Origin of the sequence: Pseudarthrobacter sp. CC12 (genome assembly GCF_039907755.1) — a bacterium.
Classification (GTDB): Bacteria; Actinomycetota; Actinomycetes; order Actinomycetales; family Micrococcaceae; genus Arthrobacter; species Arthrobacter niigatensis.
This window is the reverse complement of the sequence record NZ_JARDJH010000002.1, coordinates 200,056-216,046: the sequence shown is the minus strand read 5'-3', so window position 1 is coordinate 216,046 and position 15,991 is coordinate 200,056. Positions and strand designations below refer to the sequence as shown.

General features: G+C 64.7%; 14 protein-coding genes. 10 read left to right on the top strand and 4 right to left on the bottom strand.

Annotated features, from left to right (window positions below):
• Window positions 1-150 precede the first annotated feature (150 nt).
• The gene (locus PV772_RS02605) at window positions 151-1,617 is read left to right on the top strand and encodes an LCP family protein (protein ID WP_347885261.1); all 1,467 of its coding nucleotides are present in this window, start codon (window positions 151-153) and stop codon (window positions 1,615-1,617) included.
• A gap of 87 nt (window positions 1,618-1,704) precedes the next feature.
• On the opposite strand, the gene PV772_RS02600 is transcribed toward PV772_RS02605, so the two are convergent.
• Window positions 1,705-3,657: a M13-type metalloendopeptidase gene (locus PV772_RS02600; RefSeq protein ID WP_141160390.1), complete on the bottom strand. Its 1,953-nt coding sequence runs from the start codon at window positions 3,655-3,657 to the stop codon at window positions 1,705-1,707.
• A 253-nt stretch (window positions 3,658-3,910) separates the two neighbouring features.
• Between PV772_RS02600 and leuA the strand changes: the two genes are divergently transcribed.
• From leuA to PV772_RS02585, 3 genes are all read left to right on the top strand, one after another.
• Complete coding sequence (gene leuA, locus PV772_RS02595) at window positions 3,911-5,650, top strand: 2-isopropylmalate synthase (RefSeq protein ID WP_141160391.1); 1,740 nt, start codon at window positions 3,911-3,913, stop codon at window positions 5,648-5,650.
• Between the two features lie 84 nt (window positions 5,651-5,734).
• On the top strand, window positions 5,735-6,487 hold the full coding sequence (gene recO, locus PV772_RS02590; protein WP_141160392.1) for a DNA repair protein RecO: 753 nt from the start codon (window positions 5,735-5,737) through the stop codon (window positions 6,485-6,487).
• A 2-nt stretch (window positions 6,488-6,489) separates the two neighbouring features.
• Window positions 6,490-7,329 carry an isoprenyl transferase gene (locus tag PV772_RS02585; protein WP_141181621.1) on the top strand — a complete coding sequence of 280 codons (840 nt, stop codon included), beginning with the start codon at window positions 6,490-6,492 and terminating at the stop codon, window positions 7,327-7,329.
• On the opposite strand, the gene PV772_RS02580 is transcribed toward PV772_RS02585, so the two are convergent.
• Window positions 7,326-8,291 (bottom strand): alpha/beta hydrolase, encoded by a 966-nt coding sequence (locus tag PV772_RS02580; protein ID WP_347885260.1) that lies wholly within the window; start codon window positions 8,289-8,291, stop codon window positions 7,326-7,328. The genes PV772_RS02585 and PV772_RS02580 overlap by 4 nt on opposite strands.
• A 94-nt stretch (window positions 8,292-8,385) precedes the next feature.
• On the opposite strand from PV772_RS02580, the gene PV772_RS02575 reads away from it, so the two are divergent.
• A complete protein-coding gene (locus PV772_RS02575; RefSeq protein WP_347885259.1) occupies window positions 8,386-9,456 on the top strand; it encodes a quinone-dependent dihydroorotate dehydrogenase in 1,071 nt (356 codons plus the stop codon).
• A 103-nt stretch (window positions 9,457-9,559) separates the two neighbouring features.
• Here the strand turns inward: PV772_RS02575 and PV772_RS02570 are convergent, their stop codons facing one another.
• Window positions 9,560-10,162: a DUF3043 domain-containing protein gene (locus PV772_RS02570; protein ID WP_307356485.1), complete on the bottom strand. Its 603-nt coding sequence runs from the start codon at window positions 10,160-10,162 to the stop codon at window positions 9,560-9,562.
• Between the two features lie 92 nt (window positions 10,163-10,254).
• Here PV772_RS02570 and PV772_RS02565 point away from each other — a divergent pair, with 92 nt between their 5' ends.
• The 5 genes from PV772_RS02565 to PV772_RS02545 all read left to right on the top strand — a co-directional run bounded on the left by PV772_RS02565 (window position 10,255) and on the right by PV772_RS02545 (window position 15,473).
• Entirely contained in the window at window positions 10,255-11,709 is a 1,455-nt protein-coding gene (locus PV772_RS02565) for a dipeptidase (RefSeq protein ID WP_307356488.1), read from the top strand.
• A 183-nt stretch (window positions 11,710-11,892) separates the two neighbouring features.
• Window positions 11,893-12,279 (top strand): iron-sulfur cluster assembly accessory protein, encoded by a 387-nt coding sequence (locus PV772_RS02560; protein ID WP_109044573.1) that lies wholly within the window; start codon window positions 11,893-11,895, stop codon window positions 12,277-12,279.
• 185 nt (window positions 12,280-12,464) lie between these two features.
• Window positions 12,465-13,337, top strand: a complete 873-nt coding sequence (gene coxB / locus PV772_RS02555) for a cytochrome c oxidase subunit II (RefSeq protein WP_109044574.1) — start codon at window positions 12,465-12,467, stop codon at window positions 13,335-13,337.
• 10 nt (window positions 13,338-13,347) lie between these two features.
• Window positions 13,348-15,075 carry a cytochrome c oxidase subunit I gene (ctaD, locus tag PV772_RS02550; protein ID WP_109044575.1) on the top strand — a complete coding sequence of 576 codons (1,728 nt, stop codon included), beginning with the start codon at window positions 13,348-13,350 and terminating at the stop codon, window positions 15,073-15,075.
• The gene (locus PV772_RS02545) at window positions 15,072-15,473 is read left to right on the top strand and encodes a cytochrome c oxidase subunit 4 (protein WP_109044576.1); all 402 of its coding nucleotides are present in this window, start codon (window positions 15,072-15,074) and stop codon (window positions 15,471-15,473) included. Before ctaD ends, PV772_RS02545 begins: the two co-directional genes overlap by 4 nt.
• A 76-nt stretch (window positions 15,474-15,549) precedes the next feature.
• Here PV772_RS02545 and PV772_RS02540 read toward each other — a convergent pair whose 3' ends face one another.
• The gene (locus tag PV772_RS02540; protein WP_109044577.1) at window positions 15,550-15,843 is read right to left on the bottom strand and encodes an HPr family phosphocarrier protein; all 294 of its coding nucleotides are present in this window, start codon (window positions 15,841-15,843) and stop codon (window positions 15,550-15,552) included.
• Window positions 15,844-15,991 lie beyond the last annotated feature (148 nt).

The following is a 15,991-nucleotide window of genomic DNA, read 5'->3' as shown; positions in this document are numbered from 1 at the left end:
TTTCGTTTTTAAAGGAAGGTTCACCACGTGGGTCGAGGCCGCGACAATCGCGACAACGGGGCTGACCTGTCAGCCGGACCGGGACCGGTATCCCGTCACGCGGACAGCCATACCGTGGGTGCCGCACGGCACCTCGGGCCCCTGCGGAGCATGCCCTTGTGGTTGAAGGCCGTCACCGGGGTGGTGGCGCTGGTCCTCGTCGCGGCTGCTGCGTTCGCCGGATTTTGGTTCTTCCGGCTCCAGACCAACATCTCCAAGGCGCCGTTGAACGCGGGCGGGGAGAGCACCGAGTCGCCGGGGAACGATGCCACGGGCCGGCTGCAGATCCTGATCCTCGGCTCGGACACGCGGGACGGGAAGAACTCGGAGTATGGGACTGCCGATGATTCCACCGGGTACGGCAAGTCCGATGTGATGATGCTGATGGACATCTCCGAGGACAACAAGCGCGTCAACGTCATCAGCTTTCCCCGCGACCTGCTGGTGGACATCCCCGACTGCAAGGACACCAAGACCAAAAAGGATTACCCGGCACGCACCGGAGTCATGATCAATGAGGCCATGAGCGAGGCCGGCATCGGCTGCGCCGTGGACACGGTCAACAAACTCACTGGCATGCAGGTGGACCACTTCATGATGGCGGACTTCAATGCCGTGAAGGAACTTTCCAACGCCGTCGGCGGCGTGGACGTCTGCATCAGCGACGCAGTCTACGACCCTGATTCAAGGCTGCGGCTTCCGGCCGGCACGTCGTCCGTACAGGGCGAGATGGCGCTTTCCTTCCTCCGCACCCGCCACGCCTTCGCCGACGGCAGCGACCTGGGCCGCATCAAGGCCCAGCAGGGCTTCCTCTCGTCGCTGACGCGGAAGATCAAGGACGAAGGCACCCTGTCGGACCCCGCGAAAATGCTGAAGATCGCCGACGTCGTAACCCAGAACCTGACGGTGGATGACGGCCTCGCTTCCGTTCCCACGCTGCTGACCATCGGCAACCGGCTCAAGAACATCGACATCAGCAAGGTGGCGTTCGTTGCGGTGCCCACGACGCCCGCACCCGTCGACCCCAACAGGCTCGTCATCGCAGAACCCGCAGGGGCCCAGCTGTTTTCGGCGCTGCGGAAGAACGTGGACCTGACCGATCCCACTGCGCCCACCACGCCGTCGCCCACGGAGTCGGCACCGCCTTCGGCGGCCCCCACGGAGACCGCTCCGCCGGTTCCGCCGTACAACAAGGCCATCCAGCCGGTCACGGTCGCTAACGGAAGCGGCGTCAACGGCCGTGCCCAGGAGCTGGTCCAGGCGCTGGTAGCCGGCGGCTTCACCCAGACCGGGCAATTCCTCGCCCAGCCGGTCGCCAAGTCAGCGGTCTACTACGGGAATGGCTTCGCGGATGTGGCTGCCGATGTGGCCGCGCTGCTGGGAATCCCTGCCACGCTCATGATTCCCGCCCCGGGCGTGTCCGGCGTTCAGGTGTATGTCGGCAGCGACTTCACCACCGGCACGGCCTACGGAGCGGCAGGTGGCGGAACTGCCGCTGCCTTGCCCCAGGACATTGTCAACCAGACCGCAGGTGACAAGGTCTGCCAGCAGGCCAATCCCGAGCTGATCGTCCGGTAGCAGCAGCGGTTCCTGCGGCGCTCAAGTGCCACCAGCAAGAACATGGGCCCCGCCGAAAACGGCGGGGCCCATGTTGGTGCGCTCCGGTTACCAGATGCTGACCCGCTCGGCGGCCGGCATCCACATTCCATCGTCCTCGGTGACATCGAAGGCCTCATGGAACGGATCGAGGTTCTTCGCTATGGCGTTGGTCCGGAACTCGTTCGGTGAGTGGGGATCGGTCGCAAGCCGGCGGATGGCCTCCTCCTGCCGGATGACCTGGCGCCAGCCCGCGGCCCAGGAAGCGAAGAACCGCTGCTGACCGGTCAGGCCGTCAAGGACCTCCGGTTCCCTGCCGTCGAGGCTGATCAGGTACGCCTTGTAAGCGATGGTGAGCCCTGCCAGGTCGCCGATGTTCTCGCCCAGCGTAAGCCGGCCGTTGACGTGGTGCCCGGGCGCGGCGGTGGGGGAGAGCGCGTCGTACTGCGCCACGAGCCGGGCCGTCAGCGCCTCGAAAGCCTGCCGGTCCTGGTCGGTCCACCAGTTCCGAAGGGCCCCGCCGCCGTCGAACTGTGAGCCCTGGTCATCAAAGCCGTGGCCTATCTCATGGCCGATCACAGCGCCGATGCCGCCGTAGTTGACGGCGTCGTCGGCATCGGCGGTGAAGAACGGCGGCTGCAGGATAGCCGCGGGGAAGACGATCTCGTTCATCATCGGGTGGTAGTACGCATTGACCGTTTGTGGCGTCATCAGCCACTTGTTCCGGTCCACGGGCTTGCCCACCTCATCGAGGTGCCTGTCGACATCGGCGTTGTGGGCGCGTTCCACGTTGCCCAGCAGGTCCTCGGGGTCGATCTCCACGGCCGAATAGTCGATCCACTCGTCCGGGTAGCCAATCTTCGCCCGGAACGCCTCCAGCTTGCGCAGGGCTTCGGCTTTAGTGTCCTCGCCCATCCAGCCGACGTCATTGATGCTGCGGCGGTAGGCCTCGATCAGGTTCGCCACCAAAGTCTGCATCCGCGCCTTGTGGGACTCGGGGAAATGGCGTGCCACGTAGATCTGGCCGACAGCTTCACCGAGGCCTGCTTCGACGACCGCGACGCCGCGCTTCCACCGGTCCTTATTCCTGGGCGTGCCGCTGATGGTGGTGCCGTAGAAGGCAAAGTTGGCGTCCACGAACTCGGAGGACAGATAGGGTGCGGCCGCACTGACGACGCGCATGGCCAGCCACTCCTGCCACGTGCTGACCGGGACTTCGTCCAGGAGCCCGGCAGCGCCGGTGAAGAAGTCAGGAGTGCTGACCACGATTTCAGTGCGCTTGTCCGCATCGATTCCGGCGGCGTCAAACCAGGTGGCAAGCAGGGGGAAGAGCCCGGCGGCCTCCTCCGCCGTCTTGAGGTTGTAGGTCTTCTGCGGGTCCCGGAGGGTGACGTTGTCCCAATGGTGGGACGCGAGCTTTGTCTCCAGCCCGACCACGCGCGCTGCTGCACCCTTCGGATCCGCAACACCGGCCAGTTCGAACATCTTCTCCACGTGTGCCGTGTACGCGGCAACGATCGGGGCGAACTTCCCGTCACGGTAGTAGGACTCATCGGGAAGGCCCAGGCCGCCCTGGCCGGTGTAGAGAAGGACCCGGTCGGGGTTGCCCGCATCCGGCGCGGGGTAGATGTAAAATAAGCCGCCCACGTCCTTGCGGAACAGCCGTCCCGCCAGGGCAATGAGGTCCCGCGCCGAGGCGGTGGCGAAAACTTCCGCGAGTCGCCCGCGGATGGGCTCCATGCCCTTGCCCTCGACGGTGGCTTCGTCCATGAAGCTGCTGTAAAGCCCGCCGATCTTCCGCTCGATCCCGGTGGCGTCGCCGCCCTTGGCCGCGGCCTCCTCGATGATGTCCCGGACGGCAATTTCGGACCCGTCCCGCAGGGCGGTGAAGGTCCCCTCCAGGGGACGGTCATCCGGAATTTCGGTGGCCTTCAGCCAGGCGCCGTTGATGTGCTGGTAGAGGTCGTCCTGCGGCCGGACTGTGTGATCAATGGTGGACAGATCGATCCCCGAAATGGGCACTGCAACTCCTTTGCTGGGACGCCGCTGCCGGGCGGAACACCGCAGAGCGTCTGCATGCTGGACTTTACGGACGGTAGTGCCCTTTCATCTTACGCACCCGTGTTACCCTCAAAGTGTGCGTGCAGAGCTCCTTCTCCTTAGCTGCCGCGGCGAGGCCACAGACGCTATCTAGCGCACGGCCCACCCTCGCTGCGGAGTTTGTGTTGCCCGGCCACCCTTTCACTGAAGATCGATAGAAAAGGCCACGAACATCATGCGTAACGCACAAAAGCCCTCCGGAATGCCCGCCCACCGGTACACGCCGTTCCAGGACCAGATCAAAGTTGAACTGCCGGACCGCACCTGGCCGGACAAGGTCATCACCAAGGCCCCGCGCTGGTGCGCAGTTGACCTGCGCGACGGCAACCAGGCGCTGATCGATCCCATGAGCCCCGCCCGCAAGATGAAGATGTTCGACCTGCTGGTGCGCATGGGCTACAAGGAAATCGAGGTTGGTTTCCCGTCCGCGTCCCAGACGGACTTCGACTTTGTCCGCCAGCTCATCGAAGGTAACCACATCCCGGATGACGTCACCATCCAGGTCCTGACGCAGGCCCGGGAACACCTGATCGAACGGACCTACGAGTCCCTGGTGGGGGCGAAGCAGGCCATCGTCCACCTCTACAACTCCACGTCCGTGCTGCAGCGGCGCGTGGTCTTCAACCAGGACGAGGACGGCATCCTGGACATAGCGCTGCAGGGGGCCCGCCTGTGCAGGAAGTACGAGGAAACCCTCGCTGACACGCACGTGACGTACGAGTACTCACCGGAGTCCTTCACCGGCACGGAACTCGAGTACGCCGTGCGGGTGTGCAACGCCGTCGCCGATGTTTTCGAAGCCTCCGCCGACCGCCAGGTGATCATCAACCTGCCCGCCACTGTGGAAATGGCCACCCCCAACATCTATGCCGATTCCATCGAGTGGATGAGCCGCCACCTGCACCCCCGCGAAGGCATCATCCTCTCGTTGCACCCGCACAACGACCGCGGAACCGGGGTGGCTGCCGCCGAACTGGGCTACATGGCCGGCGCCGACCGCATCGAAGGCTGCCTGTTCGGAAACGGTGAACGGACCGGCAACGTGGACCTGGTGACCCTGGGCCTGAACATGTTCGTCCAGGGCATCGACCCCATGATCGACTTCTCCAACATCGACGACGTCCGCCGGACCGTGGAGTACTGCAACCAGCTGCCGGTTCCCGAGCGTTCGCCGTACGGTGGCGACCTGGTGTTCACCGCTTTCTCCGGATCCCACCAGGACGCGATCAAGAAGGGCTTTGAAGCACTGGAGCGCGACGCCGCAGCGGCCGGCAAGGCCGTGGATGACTTCACCTGGCAGGTTCCTTACCTGCCGGTGGACCCCAAGGACCTGGGCCGCAGCTACGAAGCCGTCATCCGCGTGAACTCCCAGTCCGGCAAGGGCGGCGTGGCCTACCTGCTGAAGAATGAGCACAGCCTGGACCTGCCGCGCCGCGCGCAAATTGAGTTCTCCGGCGTCATCCAGCGCCGCACTGACACCGTGGGCGGCGAGGTCAGCGGAGCACAGCTGTGGCAGATCTTCCAGGACGAGTACCTGCCGTCCGGCAACGCCGAGGGGCAGTGGGGCCGCTACTCCCTGGGCGGGGTCAAGACGGAAACGGATGCCGACGGCGGCATGACGCTTCACGCCTCGCTCACCATCGATGGTGCCCAGGTCAGCCGCACCGGGACGGGAAACGGCCCTATCGCGGCCCTGCTGAACATCCTCCACGAGGACGGCGTGGACGTCCGGGTGCTGGACTACAGCGAGCACGCCCTGTCCGAGGGCGGCAACGCCGCCGCGGCCGCGTATGTCGAATGCGCCGTGGGGGAGCGGGTCCTGTGGGGTGTCGGCATCGATGCGAACACCAGCATGTCCTCCCTCAAGGCCGTCATTTCGGCGGTCAACCGGGCCATCCGGGACGCCCGGGCCTGACACCTGGCGGTGGTGCCGCCGGTTCCAACCGGCCGCACCACCGTACCTGTCGGCAGGCTGCCGGGCAGGATGGGAAGATAGAGCGTGGTTCAACAGTCTTTTGCCTCCCGGGCGTACCGGGACGACGCCGTGGTACTCCGTACCCACAAGCTGGGTGAGGCGGACCGCATCATCACGCTCCTGACCAAGCACCATGGCCAGGTCCGCGCCGTCGCCAAAGGCGTGCGCCGCACCAGCAGCCGGTTCGGTGCCCGGCTTGAACCCTTCATGGTGGCAGACCTGCAACTGGTGTCCGGCCGCACGCTGGACATCGTCACGCAGGCAGTTGCCAAAGGTGCATACGGCGGCAGTATTGCCGCGGATTACGGCAGGTACACGGTTGCCGCCGCCATGACGGAGACCGCGGAGAAACTGACCGATGTGGACGGTGAAGCCGGAACCGCCCAATACAACCTGTTGGTGGGCGCCCTCGCCGCACTGAGCCGCGACGACCACGCCGCAGGCCTCATCCTGGACTCCTACCTGCTTCGTGCCCTGGCCACCGGCGGTTGGGCCCCCAGCTTTACCGATTGCTCGCGCTGCGGAATGCCCGGCCCGCATACAGCGTTTTCCGCACCCCTTGGCGGCATGGTCTGCGCACAGTGCAGGCCGCCCGGGTCACCTGCACCCGCTTCCGAAACCGTTGTCCTGCTGGCAGCCCTGCTGACCGGTGACTGGGCCACTGCGGATGCGTCGTTGCCGCAGCACCGCAAGGAGGCCGCCGGCCTGGTGGCGGCATACCTGCAATGGCATCTTGAACGAGTACTGAAATCCCTCAAACATGTGGAGCGCAGCTGACAGTGGCCTTGGGAAAAAAGAACAATGCACCCCGGAAGCGCACCCATCCCGTGGTGGCCCCGTACCCGCACCCTTCGGGCGCGGTGGCACCCTTCATCCCCGCTGAATTCATTCCCCGGCACGTGGCCATCGTCATGGACGGCAACGGCCGGTGGGCCAACCAGCGCGGCCTGCCCCGGATCGAGGGCCACAAGGCGGGGGAGCCGGCCCTGCTTGATGTGATGGCCGGTGCCATCGAGCTCGGGATTGAGTATGTCAGCGTCTACGCCTTTTCCACCGAGAATTGGCGCCGTTCGCCGGAGGAAGTCCGCTTCCTGATGGGATTTAACAAGGACGTGCTTCGAAGGCAACGGAACCAGTTGGACGACTGGGGGGTGCGCGTGCGCTGGGCAGGACGCCGGCCGCGCCTTTGGGGTTCCGTGATTCGGGAACTGGAGGAGGCTGAAGAGTTCACCGCCGCCAACACCACCTGCAATTTGACCATGTGTGTTAATTACGGCGGCCGGGCTGAGATAACCGACGCCGTCTCCGCGATCGCTGCGGACGTCGCAGCTGGCAGGCTCAAGCCGGGCGCCATCACCGAGCGGACCATCCAGAAGTACCTGGATGAGCCCGACCTCCCAGACGTGGACCTCTTCCTGCGCAGCTCGGGGGAGCAGCGGCTCTCCAACTTCCTGCTCTGGCAGTCCGCGTATGCGGAGTTCGTCTTCATGGACACGCTGTGGCCCGATGTCGACAGGCGGACCCTTTGGACCGCCGTCGAGGAATATGCCAGGCGGGACCGCCGCTACGGCGGTGCCATAGATGCTGCCGCTGCACCGGCGGATCCCCAGGCGGACTAGCGTTCGCCGTACGCCCGCAGCCAGCGGGCCAGCCGGAAATAGGCGTCGGACCGGACCGGCCCGGGGGAGAGGAAGACGTCATGCAGCGCACCGTCAATCCGCTCGATGGTCACGGTACGGCCCAGGGCAAGTGCCCGGGTGCTGATGATGTTCACATCCAGGACGGCGTCTGTCCGCCGCATTTCCTCGGACCAGAGCAGGCCGTTGGCACTTCCTTTGGACAGCAAGACCAGGATCGGCGCCTCGATGTCCAGGCCGCGCGCCACGCGGGCATGCCCGGCGAGGACTGCCCGCAGCCACCCTGCCCGAACGGGAAAAGCCAGGCGGGGGCGGTAGCGCTCATCCACCGGCCATTCGCCGTCGGCCGCGTCGCTGATGGTACGCCAGTAGTGGCCACGCTCCGGAAGGCGGAGGACCGCCTGCGGGCGCAAGCGGGCCACCGGACGCACCATGCTGGAGGCTGCCCGCCGGACCAGCGAACTTCCGTGCATCTCCAGCCAAGGACTGTTCAGGATCAGCAGGGAGACGGCCTCCGGATGCTGGCTGGTCCACAGGGCCGCCACCAGCCCGCCGGTCGAATGGCCCATCAAAACCAGCGGCCCGGGGATTCCCTCCTGGCGGATCAAGCGGGCGGCTTCTTCGATCTCGGCGTCGTAAGCGGCCAGGTCCGCCACGTAACCCCCAGGTGACTCCGGGCGCAGGCTCCGTCCGTGATTGTGCATGTCCAGGGCGTAGAAGTCATAGCCGGCGGCAGCCCAGAACCGGGCCAGGTCAACATTGAAGAAATAGTCGCTCCAGCCGTGCAGGAAGAGCACAGCCCGGCGCGGGCCGCCGTCGGACGCGTTGCCCTGGCCTGGCCTGAGCCGCACCAAGGTGGCTGTCCGGCCCACCCCGTCAGGTCCGGCGGCCGTAAAGGTCTGGGACTCGAAATCCTCCCCCAGGATGTCCTGCTGCCACTGCATGTCCCTCATGCTAGACCGGGACGCCGCGCCGCGCCGGTCCGTTCGGCCGCGTCTCCGTTTTGGTGCGGGGCCCCGGAGACGCGAAACTAAAGGCATGCGCGTTTACCCCACTTTCTTCAGGCTGGCCTTTTCATGGATGGACGCCGAGCGCGCCCACAAGATCGGATTTAAGGGCATCCGGCTCGCGCATGCGTCGGGAGCCGGGAGGGTCCTGCAGAAGCTGACTGCTCCGGCGCCATCGCTGCAAACCACGGCCTTCGGCGTGACTTTTCCGTCGCCGTTCGGACTCGCCGCCGGTTTTGACAAGGAAGGCCACGGGATAGAGGCCCTGGCGGACCTTGGATTCGGGCACATCGAAGTAGGCACGATCACCGGACAGGCGCAGCCCGGCAATGACAAGCCGAGGCTCTTCCGCCTGGTCCAGGACCGGGCCGTCATCAACCGGATGGGATTCAACAACGACGGCGCGTCTGCCGTTGCGCCCCGGCTGAAGGCAGCGCGTGCCGCACTCCAGCGCCGCTACCCGTCCGTGCGTCCGGTCATCGGGGTCAACATCGGCAAGACCAAAGTGGTGGAACTTGCCGACGCAGTTGATGACTACCTGGTGGGCGCGCGCAGCCTGGCGCCTGCTGCCGACTACCTCGTGGTGAATGTCAGTTCCCCCAACACCCCCGGACTGCGGCTGCTCCAGGACGTGGAAACACTTCGTCCCCTGCTTACCGCCGTCGGACAGGAGGCCGATCGCGCCGCCGGACGGCACGTACCCCTGCTGGTGAAGATCGCACCGGACCTCAGCGACGAGGACATCGACGACGTTGCGCGCCTTGCCTTGGACCTGAAGCTGGACGGCATCATTGCCACCAACACCACCATCGCCCGCGAAGGGCTGGCATCGCCGGCGGAAACGGTGGAGAAATGCGGCGCCGGCGGATTGTCCGGAGCTCCCCTGAAGCAGCGTTCCCTTGAGGTGCTGAAACGGCTCAAGCACGCCACCGGCAACGCCCTGAGCCTCGTCTCGGTAGGCGGCGTTGAGTCGGCGCAGGACGTCCAGGAAAGGCTCGACGCCGGCGCCACCCTGGTGCAGGGCTACACGGCTTTCCTCTACGAGGGGCCGTTCTGGGCTGCCCGGATCAACAAGCAGCTGGCAAGGAACCGCCGCTCCTGACCCTCGAGCCCCACGGCGCCCGCGATGGGCGCGGCCCATATCAAAAGCAGGCACCCCGGCGGATTTCCGCCGGGGTGCCTGTGGTTAAGAGGTTGATGGATGGTCAGGCGGGGTACTGGCCGCGCTGCACCTGGGGCTTGGGCAGCCGCAGTTTCCGGAACTGGAGGGACCGCATGGAGCCGTACCAGACCGTGCCGCGCTCCAGCTCGCCGAACTTTTCCGCCAGGCGCTTGCGGAGCTTGCGGGACAGGATGAACACGTCCACGAAGACCGCCAGGAACATCACCCAAAAAGCTCCCAGGACGTAGATCATCATGTCGCTGGAGGCCGGAACCACCAGCGACACCAGCACGAAAACCAGGGCACCAAACATCAGGTACTCGCCAAGGTTGAACCGGGCATCCACAAAGTCGCGGGCAAACCGTTTCTGCGGACCCTTGTCGCGAAGCGGCAGGAACTTCTCATCGCCCGTATCCAAGGCCCGGCGCATCTTGAGGCGCTGGTCCTGGACGGCCTGGCGTTCGGCGGCCTTGGATGCCTTGCGGTCCTCGGGTACCAGCGGCCGTTTGCGGGCGGCTTCCTGGGCCTTCCGCGTTGGGGTGGGTGCGCCCTTGCCCGCCACGCTTCCTTGCCGAGCCGCCGCCTCCGCTGCCTGCTGGTCTATGGTCTCCTGCGCCGAGGGCGCTTCTTTTCTACGTCCGAACACCTGACCAGAATACCTTGCAGCGGACCGCCTCCTGCCTGCGGTGGCAGGTCCGCTGGCCGGCGGCCAAAAGTGGCGGGGGTAATGTTTTGGCCATGACTTCATCACCTGCGGCAACCCCGCGCAGCACGACCACTACGACAGGACCGGGCCGGGAGGCCAGCGGCGGGACGGAAGACCTTCGGTCCGCTGTAGACCGGTCCTTCGACCAGACCCTGGCACGGCTTAAGGAGTTGGTTGCCATCCCGGGGATTGCGTGGCCCAGCTTCGAGCGCGCCCCCCTGGAGCGAAGCGCCGACGCCGTCGCGGAGCTCCTCCGCGCCGCTGGGATCGACGACGTCCAGGTGCTTTCCGTCAATAAGGACGACGGCACGCCCGGCGGGCCGGCCGTCGTCGCCCGCCGCCCTGCTGCCGCTGGAAAGCCGACTGTCCTCCTCTATGCCCACCACGACGTCCAGCCCGTGGGCGATGAGTCGCTGTGGGAAACCCAGCCCTTTACCGCCGTCGAGAAGGACGGACGGCTGTACGGACGCGGCGCCGCCGACGATAAGGCCGGCATCATGGTGCACATTGCCGCTTATGCAGCTGCAGCCGAGGTCCTTGGCGGTTCCCTGGGCCTCGGCGTGACATTCTTCATCGAGGGCGAGGAAGAAGCGGGGTCGCCCACGTTCCGGACCTTCCTGGAAGCGAACCGGGAGCTGCTCCGGGCCGATGTCATTGTGGTTGCCGACTCGAGCAACTGGAAGGTCGGCACGCCTGCCCTCACCACCAGCCTCCGCGGCCTGGTCGACGGCACTGTCGAGGTGCAGGTACTCGACCACGCGGTGCACTCCGGCATGTTCGGTGGGCCGGTCCTGGACGCCCCCACCCTGCTGTCCCGGCTCATTGCCACGCTTCACGACGCCGACGGAAACGTCGCCATCGAAGGGCTGGTGGCCACCGATACGGCTGCCGTGGAGATGCCGGAGGCGGACTACCGCGCCGACGCGTCCGTGCTCGACGGCGTCCGCCTGGCCGGGACGGGAAGCATCGCCTCGAGGCTGTGGACCAAGCCGGCCCTGTCCATCATCGGTTTCGACGCTCCCGCCGTCGAGGTGGCGTCCAACACGCTGCTTCCGCGGGCCAGGGCAAAATTCAGCCTGCGGCTGGCGCCCGGCCAGGTACCGGCCGAGGCCATGGATGCAGTGCGCAGGCATGTGGAAGCCAACGCGCCCTTCGGGGCGAAGGTTGTCTTCACCCCGGGCGAGGCAGGCAACCCCTTCCAGACCGACACATCGTCCCCCGCTGCAACTGTGGCCATGTGGGCACTGGGGGAGGCCTGGGGCGTTCAGGCGGTCGAAACGGGCATCGGCGGGTCCATCCCCTTCATTGCAGACCTCACTGAGTTGTATCCCGAGTCCCAGATCCTGGTGACCGGGGTGGAAGACCCCGATTCGCGTGCGCACAGTGCCAACGAGTCACTGCACATCGGCGACTTCCGTAATGCCATCCTGGCTGAAGCCCTCATGCTCAGCCGGTTGAACAATGAAGCCCTCACCACAGGGAATTGATGGCCGTTCGGAACACCGGCACCTGCCCTGCTGCCAGGGAACAAGCTGGGTTCTTTGACGGTTACGCCAGGAGTTAGAGCTACAGGACTGCCGCGCGTAGCATGTAGCTATAGCCCATACCGTATTTGTAGGGGCAGGCGCCGTTACGGCGACGCCGCCAGACCGTCCTAAGAAGGTAGGCCAATGAGCACCTCAACCAACGAAAACAGCACCGCCACCACCGTGGCCAGCGACGAACTGCCCGTTCACGAGGTCAACCTGACCGATGTCGCCGCCGGCAAGGTGCGCAGCCTCCTCGAGCAGGAAGGCCGCACGGACCTGCGCCTGCGCGTTGCCGTGCAGCCCGGTGGCTGCTCAGGGTTGATTTACCAGCTCTACTTCGACGAACGGCTCCTCGATGGTGACGCTGTCCGCGACTACGACGGAGTGGAAGTCGTCGTCGACAAGATGAGCGTGCCGTACCTGAGCGGTGCAAGCATCGACTTCGAGGACACCATCTCGAAGCAGGGTTTCACCATCGACAATCCGAACGCCGGCGGCTCCTGCGCCTGCGGCGATTCATTCCACTAAGCCGGTTATTTCGCCTGATGTCGGCGCCGGGCTTCCAGCCGTTTAAAACGGCACGGGGGCTCGGCGCCGACATGTGGGCGAAACGCCCGGCGGAGCGGTAAGCTCTACATCGAGTAGTAAAACTTTTTTGTGCCCGGAGCGCCGATAGCTGCCCGGACAACAGCAACAAGTAGGAAGGGCCGTCTGTGAGTTCGCAGAACCGAACCGGCAGCCGACGCAAAACGATCACCACGATCTCAAGCTTGGCTATTGCCGGCGCGTTGGTTTTGACCGGATGTTCGCCAGAGGTAGAGAAAGGGTGGATGCCCACTGAACGTGGCACCACCAGCAACACCGACCGCATCATGGACCTCTGGGTCAACTCCTGGATTGCTGCGCTCGTGGTGGGCACCATTACGTGGGGCCTGATCATCTGGTGCCTGGTCGCTTACCGGCGCCGCAAGGGAACGGTTGGCTTCCCCCGCCAGACCAGCTTCAATCTCCCGCTGGAAGTCTTCTACCTCACCATCCCGATCTTCATGGTCCTGGTGTTCTTCTACTTCACCGACCGCGACCAGCAGGCGATCGATGACCGTTCGCAGCCGGCCGACGTCGTCGTGGACGTCCGCGGCAAGCAGTGGGCCTGGGACTTCAACTACAAGTCCGGCGAGGTCATCCAGGAAGACGTGTACGAGGCCGGCGTCCAGGCCCACCTCACCGGCAACACCATTGACAAGGAACAACTCCCCACCCTGTACCTGCCGGTGAACAAGTCTGTCGACCTGGAACTCAACTCGCGCGATGTCATCCACTCCTTCTGGGTTCCAGCCTTCCTGCAGAAGCGTGACATGATTCCCGGCAAGACCAACTACATCCGCTTCACGCCCACTAAAGAGGGCACCTACGACGGCAAGTGTGCCGAGCTCTGCGGGGAGTACCACTCCGAAATGCTGTTCCGCGTCAAGGTGGTGTCTGAACCTGAGTTCCAGGCCCACATGGACGAACTTAAGGCGGCCGGCAACACTGGTCTACTCGGCAACGAGTATGACCGCAACCCAAACGTGAACGAGATGAAGTAAGGGGAGCGACGTGGCTACGTACACTCAATCCGCACCAGCGGGGGTCCTGACAGCTCCCGTGGTTCCGAAATCCAAAGGACGCATCGTCGTCAACTGGATCACGTCCACCGACCACAAGACCATCGGGTACATGTACCTGATCGCGAGCTTCGTGTTCTTCTGCCTGGGCGGTGTCATGGCGCTGCTGATCCGCGCCGAGCTGTTCGAGCCCGGCATGCAGATCCTGCAGACCAAGGAACAGTACAACCAGCTGTTCACCATGCACGGCACCATCATGCTGTTGATGTTCGCCACCCCGCTGTTCGCGGGGTTCGCCAACGTGATCATGCCGTTGCAGATCGGCGCCCCGGACGTGGCGTTCCCGCGCCTGAACGCGCTGGCCTTCTGGTTCTTCCTGTTTGGCTCCACCATCGCGGTGTCCGGGTTCATCACCCCGCAGGGCGCTGCCTCGTTTGGCTGGTTCGCTTATGCGCCACTGTCCAACACCACCTTCAGCCCCGGCATTGGCGGTGACCTGTGGGTCTTTGGCCTGGCGCTGTCCGGTTTCGGAACCATCCTGGGTGCTGTCAACTTCATCACCACCATCATCTGCATGCGTGCGCCCGGCATGACCATGTGGCGGATGCCCATCTTCACCTGGAACACCCTGATCACGGCGATCCTGGTCCTCATGGCGTTCCCGCCGCTGGCCGCCGCCCTGTTTGCCTTGGGCGCGGACCGGAAGTTCGGTGCCCACATCTTCGATCCGGAAAACGGCGGCGCCATCCTCTGGCAGCACCTGTTCTGGTTCTTCGGCCACCCTGAGGTGTACATCATCGCGCTGCCGTTCTTCGGCATCGTGTCGGAGATCTTCCCCGTGTTCAGCCGCAAGCCGATCTTCGGCTACAAGGGCCTGGTCTACGCCACGATTGCCATTGCAGCACTCTCTGTGACGGTGTGGGCCCACCACATGTACGTCACGGGCGCCGTCCTGCTGCCGTTCTTCTCATTCATGACCATGCTCATCGCGGTGCCCACGGGCGTGAAGTTCTTCAACTGGATCGGCACTATGTGGGGCGGGTCGCTGACCTTCGAGACTCCCATGCTGTGGAGCATCGGCTTCATGATCACGTTCCTCTTCGGCGGTCTCACCGGGATCATCCTGGCTTCCCCGCCACTGGACTTCCAGGTCTCGGACACCTACTTTGTGGTGGCGCACTTCCACTACGTGGTGTTCGGCACCGTGGTGTTCGCCATGTTCGCAGGGTTCTACTTCTGGTGGCCCAAGTGGACCGGCAAGATGCTCAATGAGCGCCTGGGCAAGATCCATTTCTGGATGCTCTTCCTGGGTTTCCACGGCACCTTCCTGATCCAGCACTGGTTGGGAGTATCCGGGATGCCGCGGCGCTACGCCGACTACCTGGTGGAGGACAACTTCACCTGGATGAACCAGTTCTCCACCATCTCGTCCTTCGTCCTTGGCGCATCCTTGATTCCGTTCTTCTGGAACGTCTACATCACCTGGCGGAATGCTGAAAAGGTCCAGGTTGATGACCCGTGGGGCTTCGGTGCTTCGTTGGAATGGGCCACGTCATGCCCGCCGCCGCGCCACAACTTCACCTCGCTCCCCCGGATTCGCTCCGAGCGCCCCGCGCTGGACCTGCACCACCCGGAACTCCGCCAGGTTCATACCGTCGATTCGCCGGCACCCGCAGCAGCGACCCTCGGAAACGCTGACCAGAAGGACACCGCACAGTGAAAATCGAATCTTGGATCTTTGGCTCTGGAGTCTTCTTCTTCGTCCCCGTCGCTCTGGTCTACGGCTTCCTGACCAACTGGGGTGAGTGGGTAGGAACCTTGGGCATCCTGCTTGTCGGTGGACTTGCCGGCATGATCGGGGCATACCTTGGTTTCACTGGAAAGCGTGTGGGCCTTCGTCCCGAGGACCGCAGCGACGCTGAAATCCACGAAGGTGCCGGCGAACAGGGGCACTTCAGCCCCTGGAGCTGGTGGCCCCTGGTCCTGGGCATCGCGTGCGCCACGGGCTTCCTGGGCCTGGCAGTAGGCATCTGGATCACGTTCATCGCAGGCGGCATCGCCGTTGTGGCCCTTGTTGGCTGGGTGTACGAGTACAGCCGCGGCGACCACGCTCATTGAGCAAGCAAACGAATAACGACGTCGGGCCCCACCAGTTTGGTGGGGCCCGACGTCGTTATCTGCGTTCCAGGGACCTCTACGCGGCCCCCTGCGACTCTAAAAACGCCCGAAGCTGCCGGAGGGCGTTCTCGGCCTTCTCGCGCCCCACGGCGTCTTCCAGTTCGTTCTCGCTGATTGACAGTTCCACTTCACAACCTTGGGGGAAGTCAGCGGTCATCACCTGAAGCAGGGAACGCGCGTCCACCCTGCCGGCACCGGCCTTGCTGATGCTGACCGGCAGCCCCGTGTCCGTGACGGCCCGAACGAATACCGCCGCAGAACGTGCATGCAGGCCCACGGGCGCTGCCACCACGGCCTTCATTGTTGGCAAAGGGACTCCTTTTTCGAACGACGGCCCCCTCCGTCAATTGGCAAGTTTCCAGACCAAATATAGCTTCCAGTCCGGCTGCTGCGCGAAAGACTGCCGCGGTCCGGGGCTGGTCTAGACCGTCCTAAAATTGAGGGGACACCCAACGGCA